General features: G+C 61.8%; 6 protein-coding genes. All 6 read right to left on the reverse strand.

The window, feature by feature from the left end:
- Positions 1-12 precede the first annotated feature (12 nt).
- A complete protein-coding gene (locus GIW04_RS26050) occupies positions 13-1257 on the reverse strand; it encodes a GTP-binding protein (protein ID WP_120248005.1) in 1245 nt (414 codons plus the stop codon).
- The gene (gene nthB, locus GIW04_RS26055) at positions 1254-1910 is read right to left on the reverse strand and encodes a nitrile hydratase subunit beta (RefSeq protein WP_120248006.1); all 657 of its coding nucleotides are present in this window, start codon (positions 1908-1910) and stop codon (positions 1254-1256) included. The genes GIW04_RS26050 and nthB overlap by 4 nt, the downstream gene beginning before the upstream one ends.
- Before the next feature lie 50 nt (positions 1911-1960).
- Complete coding sequence (gene nthA / locus GIW04_RS26060) at positions 1961-2545, reverse strand: nitrile hydratase subunit alpha (protein WP_120248007.1); 585 nt, start codon at positions 2543-2545, stop codon at positions 1961-1963.
- Positions 2546-2620: 75 nt separating this feature from the next.
- Positions 2621-4135 (reverse strand): amidase, encoded by a 1515-nt coding sequence (locus GIW04_RS26065; RefSeq protein ID WP_120248008.1) that lies wholly within the window; start codon positions 4133-4135, stop codon positions 2621-2623.
- Between the two features lie 169 nt (positions 4136-4304).
- Complete coding sequence (locus tag GIW04_RS26070; RefSeq protein WP_003191106.1) at positions 4305-5171, reverse strand: transporter; 867 nt, start codon at positions 5169-5171, stop codon at positions 4305-4307.
- Between the two features lie 84 nt (positions 5172-5255).
- The gene (oxdA, locus tag GIW04_RS26075; protein ID WP_120248009.1) at positions 5256-6314 is read right to left on the reverse strand and encodes an aliphatic aldoxime dehydratase; all 1059 of its coding nucleotides are present in this window, start codon (positions 6312-6314) and stop codon (positions 5256-5258) included.
- Positions 6315-7091: the final 777 nt, after the last annotated feature.

Here is a 7091-nt window from a genome sequence, read left to right on the forward strand (position 1 = left end):
CCTCTACCTCGGTCAAATAGGGTCAGCCTGCAAGGACGGCGTCGGCGCCGATAAGGCCTGGGAGTCAAAGATTGCTGCCCCCGGCAGGGCTTGCCAGGCCGAGGGGCCGGCGGCGATTTCCTGGGTACTCAGCAGGCAGTTGTCGAGTGCGCGCTGCAGCGCTTGGGTGTCCAGGCCCTGGCCGATAAAGACCAGCTCCTGCCTGCAATCGCCGACAATGCTGTCCCACTTGGCCATGATGCTCTGCAACCGATATTCATCCTGCGGCCATTGCGACTGCTCGATGAAGTTCCACCAGTGCCCGACGTAGTCCCACTGGAACTGCCTGCCGCTTTGCACCAGCAGGCCGGTTTCCAAGTGCCTGCTGGCGAGCCAGAAGTAACCTTTGCTGCGCAACAGGCGCCCGTTGTGCCAGGGCTGCTGGAGAAAATCGAGCAATCGCTGCGGGTGAAACGGGGCACGCTCGCGGTACACCCAGGAGGTCACGCCATAGGTGTCCGACTCAGAGGCCGGCGTGTCGTCGGCCTGCATTTTTTTCATCCAGCCGGGCGAGGCCGCGAGGCTAGGTAAATCAAACAGGTGGGTACCGAGTATTGCGGATAACTCCACGTTACCCTGAGCCATCGGCATGATCCGCGCGCTCGGGTTAAGGCCGGCGAGGATCGCGTGCACGGCCTGGTAGCCGGGCTCGTCGATCAGGTCCAGTTTGTTGACGAGAATGACGTTGGCGTATTCCACTTGCTCGATCAGCAGGTCGGTCAGATGGCGCGTGGGTGCGTCGTCGCGGGCCACGATGCCCGGCGATTCGAGCAATGCTTCAAAGCGACTGCCATCGACCACCGTCACCAAGGTGTCAAGCCGCGCCAGTTCGCTGAGGCTGAAGCCCTGCGCGTCGAGGAAGGCGAACGTCTCGGCTACCGGCATCGGCTCGGAGATCCCCGTGGACTCAATCAGCAAGTAGTCGAAACGTTGCTGGCGCGCCAGGGTGCTGATCTGCTCGAGCAAGTCGGCGCGCAGCGTGCAGCAGATGCAGCCATTGCTCATCTCGATCAACTCATCGCGGCCCCGGTGCAGCGCCACGTCGCGCTGCACCTGCTCGGCATCGATGTTGATCTCGCTCATATCATTGACGATGACCGCCACGCGCAGGCCGTCGCGATTGCGCAGGATATGGTTGAGCAGGGTGGTTTTGCCGGCGCCGAGGAAGCCGGAAAGCACCGTCACCGGCAGTCGGCCTGTCAGGGCGCCGTCCATCATGCGTTCACCGTGCCATCGGCGTGGTCCAGGTAGCTTTCGAACAGGTCGACCACCACGAAGCCATCATCTGCTGCGTCGCCCCAGAGATCTTTCACGCGAAACTCGACGTGATAGGTCGGCTGATGCGCCGCGCTCAGATCACCGTGGCCGATCGCGTCAGGGAAGGGCCACTTTTGCGCGGTGCGGTGCACCACCACGCCTTCTTTGCCGCGTACGTAGGCCGGCATGCGGGTATGCCCCGCCACATACTCGTTGCGCACCACCACCCGGTCGCCCACCTCAAAGGGCGCGCGGCCGGTGATCGCTGGGCGCCCACTGGCGTGCGCGGGGTTCGCCAGCTTGAAGTGCGAACCCAGGGCCTGGTCGAGTTCCGCCTGGGTGATCACACCGGTTTCGACCAGCAGGGTGGCGGTGGCGATGACATAGCGTTCGTAGTATTGGGTACCGACATGTTGGCGCACATCCAGGCGCTCGACGGCGTGGCGCACTTCGTCCACGCTGAACTTTTTCAAGTGATCGGCGCCGACAAACATCAGGCTGTAGGCCAGGTGCTCCCAGTCCTGCTTGAACACGGGTTGGTAGCTCAGGCTGTTGATGGTGTGAGGGACTTTGCCAAAGCCTTGAAACCCACCGAGATCGTGAAAGCCATCCATTGTGAATACCTCTGAAAAGTGCAAAAAACAAAGGGCACCGGTTACGCCACCTAAGGCAGCGCCACGCCGATAAGGACATCCTTGGTGATCAGTTTTCGCAGGGCCTCTTCATCCATCGATTCGCTGCCCGTGGGCCGTACAGGCAGCACCAGATAGCGGGTTTCGGCGCTGGTGTCCCAGACCTTGACGATGACGTCGGCCGGCAGCTCGGTGCCCAGTTCCCGCAGCACGGTGCGCCCTTCGCGCACCAGTCGGGCGCGGAACTCGAAGCCCTTGTACCACTCCGGCGGCAAGCCCAGGACAGGCCAGTTGGTGCAGGAGCACAGGCTGCACACAATCACGTTTTTCACGCTGGGCGTGTCTGGCAGCGCAACAATGTATTCACCCTGCGGGCCGGTATAGCCAAATTGGGCGCACGCCGCGGTGCCGTCTTTGAGCAGCAGTTCGCGAAACTGCGGGTCTACCCAGGCCTTGGCTACCACCCGAGCCCCGTTCTCCGGGCTCCATTGGTGTGCCATCAGCTGTGTCATGTGTTCGATGTAACCGTCGGGGATCAGATCCTTCTGCTTGAGCACTTGCAGTAACGCTTGCGCGCGTTCGCCCGGTGTAGATGTGCTTGCTTCGTGTGCGCTCATAAGTTGACTCCTCATCGTTGAGCTTCTGGGCAGCGCCTGGCGGCTTATTCTTTTTGCGCTGCGCGGGACTACCGGCTAACAGTTTTTCCAGTCAACCGACGCCTCGAACGCTGCGGCAGCCTGGTAAATCGTGCCTTCGGCATAGTGCTTGCCGACCAGCATCAGCCCGACAGGTAGACCGTCTACCAGGCCGCAGGGAATCGACATGGCCGGATGGCCGGTGATGTCCTGGGCGCAGGCATTGCCGATCATTTCCAGCGCACGGGCCACGTACTCGGTAACCGAGCAACCCGGCTGCGGGTGGGGCTGGGCGACGATCGGCACGGTGGGCATCACCAGCAGGTCATAGCGCGCCAACGCGGCGTCATACCCGGCGCGTGCCACGCGCCTGAGGTTTTGTGCCTTGGCGTAGAACCGCCCGTTGTAGCGCTCCAGCCCGTATTGCCCGACGAACATGCACAGCTTGAGAGAGGCGGACAGCTCATTGGCCTGATCGCGCCACCCGGCTTGCTGGTCCAGCAAACCCAGGTCATACAGCCCTTGCCAGTTAAAACCGGCCCCATTGCCGTGCATCATCTGCATCATCAAACCTTCACAGCCGATGGGGTGCCACAGCGAACCGGCAATGCTGTGCTCAGGCACCGACACCTCCTCGACCTGCGCGCCCAGCCGCGCAAACGCTGCAATGGCTTGGCGTACGCACGAGTCCACACGCGGGTCTTGGTTGGCCAGTTCAAAACCTTCGCGCAGGATGCCGATCCTCAGCCCGCTGACACCGCGCTCCAGGTAATCGCTGTAAGCGTCGACCTGCGGCGCGGCTTGTCGCGGATCAAGCCCATCGGCGCCGGCCATGACCTCCAGCATCAAGGCGTTGTCGCGTACGTTTGCGGTGATGGGGCCGGCGTGATCGATAGTCGCCTCGATGGCCATGATGCCGGTGTAGGGCACCAGGCCGTGGGTCGGCTTCATGCCGTAAGTGCCGCAGAAGGCGGAAGGGATGCGGATTGAGCCGCCCTGGTCACCGCCGACAGCCAGGTCGACCTCGCCGGCGGCAACCAGCGCTGCGCTGCCGGAAGACGAACCACCCGAGGCAAACCCTTGGCGATAGGGGTTGTGCACCGGTGCAGGATCGGAAGTGTGGCTGCCGCCGGACAGGCAGTAGTGTTCGCACGTTGCCTTGCCGAGAATAGTCGCGCCGGCATCCAGCAAGCGGGTGACAACCGTGGCATCGAAGGCGGGGACGAAGCCTTCAAGCGGCTTGGCACCATTCATCATGGGCACGCCAGCCAGTGAAATATTGTCTTTGAGGGCGACCGTTTTACCTGCGAGCTTGCCTTCGCTCGCACCGTTGACTTCGGTGCGGAAGTACCAGGCGTTGAGCGGGTTGTGTGCGGCCGAGGGACGGTAGCCTGAGCTGCGTTCATAACGCACCGGCGGGATGAAGTCCGGCAGCTCGTCAACCAGGTCATAGGCGTCGAAGCTTGCCTGCATAAGTGCCAGGTATTCATCGGCTTGCTGCGCACTGAGTTGCATGTGCAGGCTGCTCGAAATAGCCAATAGCTGTTCAAGGGTGGGGCGAGCGATTGCCATGGTTGGCTGTCCTTATCGTAAATGGCCGAAGAGCACTGCATGCTCACTATCAGCGGGCCTGGGGCTCAAGATAGTCCGCGCATCCAGGCGGTGGCTTGGTTGAGAAAGACATCGACTTGGCTGAGCGGGACACCTTGGCGCCAGGGGCGCGCGGTCGCAGTTTCTGGCGTTAAAAAATGTGCGCGTAACGCAGGTTCATGCGGAAGTCTTCGCGGGTGCCGTTGTCCACCGAGAGGTCTTTGCCCAATTGCAGTTGCACCTGGTCGGTGGGGGTGACGAATTTGGTGGCGGTGAGACGCACGTTGGTGGTGCCCAACTCGTTGTCTTGATTGACATGCTCGATGTTTGTCTCGCCTCCCCAGGTGCGCCCCAAGCCGATAGCAAAGGTGGTGGTGGCGTCCGGCATGTAACGGCCCATGATCTGCGCTGCGTAGGACACGTCCTGCTTCAGGCGGTCGGCATTTGCACCGTAATCGGTGTTGTCGCCATACCAGGTCGCGCCGCCGACCAGGTCCATCGCCCATTTCTCTGTGAAGTGCTTGACGTAGGCACTCTGCAGTTCGAATTTCCAGCGATTCTCCCCGAGATTGAGCGCATCGTCCTTGTCATACGTGCCCGAAGGCACATACACATAGGGGGCGATACTGAGGGTGTCGCGGGCTTCGTTGAACCGCCATTTCACCGGCGCGGTGAGGATCAAGTCGCCCACGCCGCGAGTACTGCCCAGTGCTGAGGCGTCACCTGCGCCGGAGACGTGGCCGAAAGGCAAAAGGAATTGCGGGTCGATGGTGACCGTGTCGCTGAGGGCATACACATGGAGCAGACGCAGGATGCCCACGTCCGAGGTCACCCTGAAGTCAGAGCTGGCCTTGTGGCCGTTGGCGTAAGCCGAGTCCGTAGTGGCGTGCTGGTAATAAATCGCCCCGATAGTGGCGCCGATCGGATATTGCTCGTAGTCGCCAGGCGCGACTTCACCCGCGTTCGCGTGGAGGGCGGGCAACAGGGTGGAGAGGGTCAGCAGGCGGATCTTATTCATCGTTTATTCCTCGCACAGGGGACCGGGCCACCCGTGGAAGGTGGCAAGGCGGCAGAAGCTGGGGGGGTTAAACGCCTAGGGCGCTCAGGCTGTGGGCGGCAGGGCGTCGCGCAACATGCCGGTTTGCGGGTGACAGTTGATGTACTCGAAGACCTGGCTTTTGGCGTCGGATACGGACACCTCGTGGTACAGCCTCAACTTCTTCAAGCCCGCGGCCACGCGAAAGAACGTCACGAAAATACGCAGGTGGGTCGGGTGGGATTCGGCCCAGCGTTCGAGTTTCTCCACTGAGCGCCAGTGACCGATGTTGTAGCTCAGGTCGAGAACGTTGCCGTCCAGGTCGATATTGCGCACGAACCTGTTGCTGTAGCAGCCCAACGGCTGGCCGTTGTCACGCAGGAAGTCCATGCCGTCCTGCAACGTCGGTAAAATTTCGTCGAGGTAGAGCGAGCGTTCCTCTGCCTCGGCATCCGCCCAGTCCTGGCCGGAACGAATCAGTGTGAGGTTGTCGTGCCCCAGCACCACCACGCGTCCGCCCTTGGCTGGGCCGCCCGCGACCACTTGCAGCTCGCTCGTGGGCTTCATCCAGTCGGTCTGGGAGATGGGGAAACGGTCGCGCATCGAGCCCCAGTAGCCGTGTTCTTCGATCTCGCCACTGGTGGCATCCATGACTGCGCCAACACCCGGCAGGTTCTCCTGGAAGGCGTACAGCGTCTCGAACTGCTCGGCGCGCGGCGCGGTGATTTCGCGGAAGTAACCCAGGCCTTCACCCAGGCGATCCGGCGAACTCCACCAGTCATTCACCTGGGGTGAACGCAACCAGCGGCAATGGGCGGCAGGGTCTTTCCAGTACCCGACCACGATCAGATTATCAAAGCCGCTGCTGTCAGTGTGCTGAGTCAAATCGTAGTTCTGCGGGCCGTCGGCCTGGCTGAAACTGCCGACGATGTGACGCATCGCCTGCAATGCAGCCTTGCGCTGGGCATCGCCTTGATACTGCACGCCCAGATAAGCCATCACCACTTGTTGCAGCTGCTCGTCAGCGCGCGCCACCCACATCGGGAACGGCGGTTGATACTCCTCGGGCACGCGGCGGGACAGGGTGCGTGGGCATTTGAGATGTGTGTCGATTGCAGATTCCATCTTGAGCTCCTCGTTATTTTGGTTCAGGCCTACGGGTGGGCGTCAGCGCGTCGGCGGCAGGGTGCGCTTGGCGACCTGCCGTCGGTGCAGCAGCTGCATGGTTCCCCATTCAATCAACCAATAAGCCGACTCCTCAGGCGCGAGGTCGCGCCGTTGCAGAAGCCATGAACAATCAGCCAATCGTGGTGAAGAATGTCGATGCATGGCGTACCTCATCAGCGGGGTATGAGCTGCTGTGAGGTGGAAATTAGGCCGGCAGAGAAGGGCGCGCTTTGTTCGGTGAGACAACCGCTTGGTTGGCAAAGACAGGCCGGCTACGGACGTTTACCTGTGGTCTGCGTTGGTGCGCGCGGGCTGATGATGTGATGTGGTGTGCCCTTAAACGGGCCACAACTGCGGTGCGACGATGGCTATCTACCTGGCGCCCCGCGATCCAACTGTGGGAGCTGGCTTGCCTGCGATGGCGGCCTGGCAGTCGATATCTATCTACCTGACACCCCGCAGTCAAACTTGTGGGAGCGGGCTTGCTCGCGAAGGCGGCCTGGCGGTCAACACAGTTGGATTGTGTGCATATCCATTCCTGCGGTAACGGCCACTTAGGGTTCCGCCTGACGGCGGGTCACTTTCGAAAAGCGCGAAAGTAACCAAAGCGCTCTTGCCCCACCACTCGGCACCTCGCCTAGGCTCGGTGTGCCCGTAATCCGCCAGTGATTTGGGGGGCCGCCGCCACGCGCCATCCATGGCGCGGGGCGGCTAAACCGGCATCCCTGCCGGTTT

The organism is Pseudomonas sp. PA-4-8C, assembly GCF_021606625.1.
In the GTDB taxonomy this organism is placed as follows: Bacteria; Pseudomonadota; Gammaproteobacteria; order Pseudomonadales; family Pseudomonadaceae; genus Aquipseudomonas; species Aquipseudomonas lactis.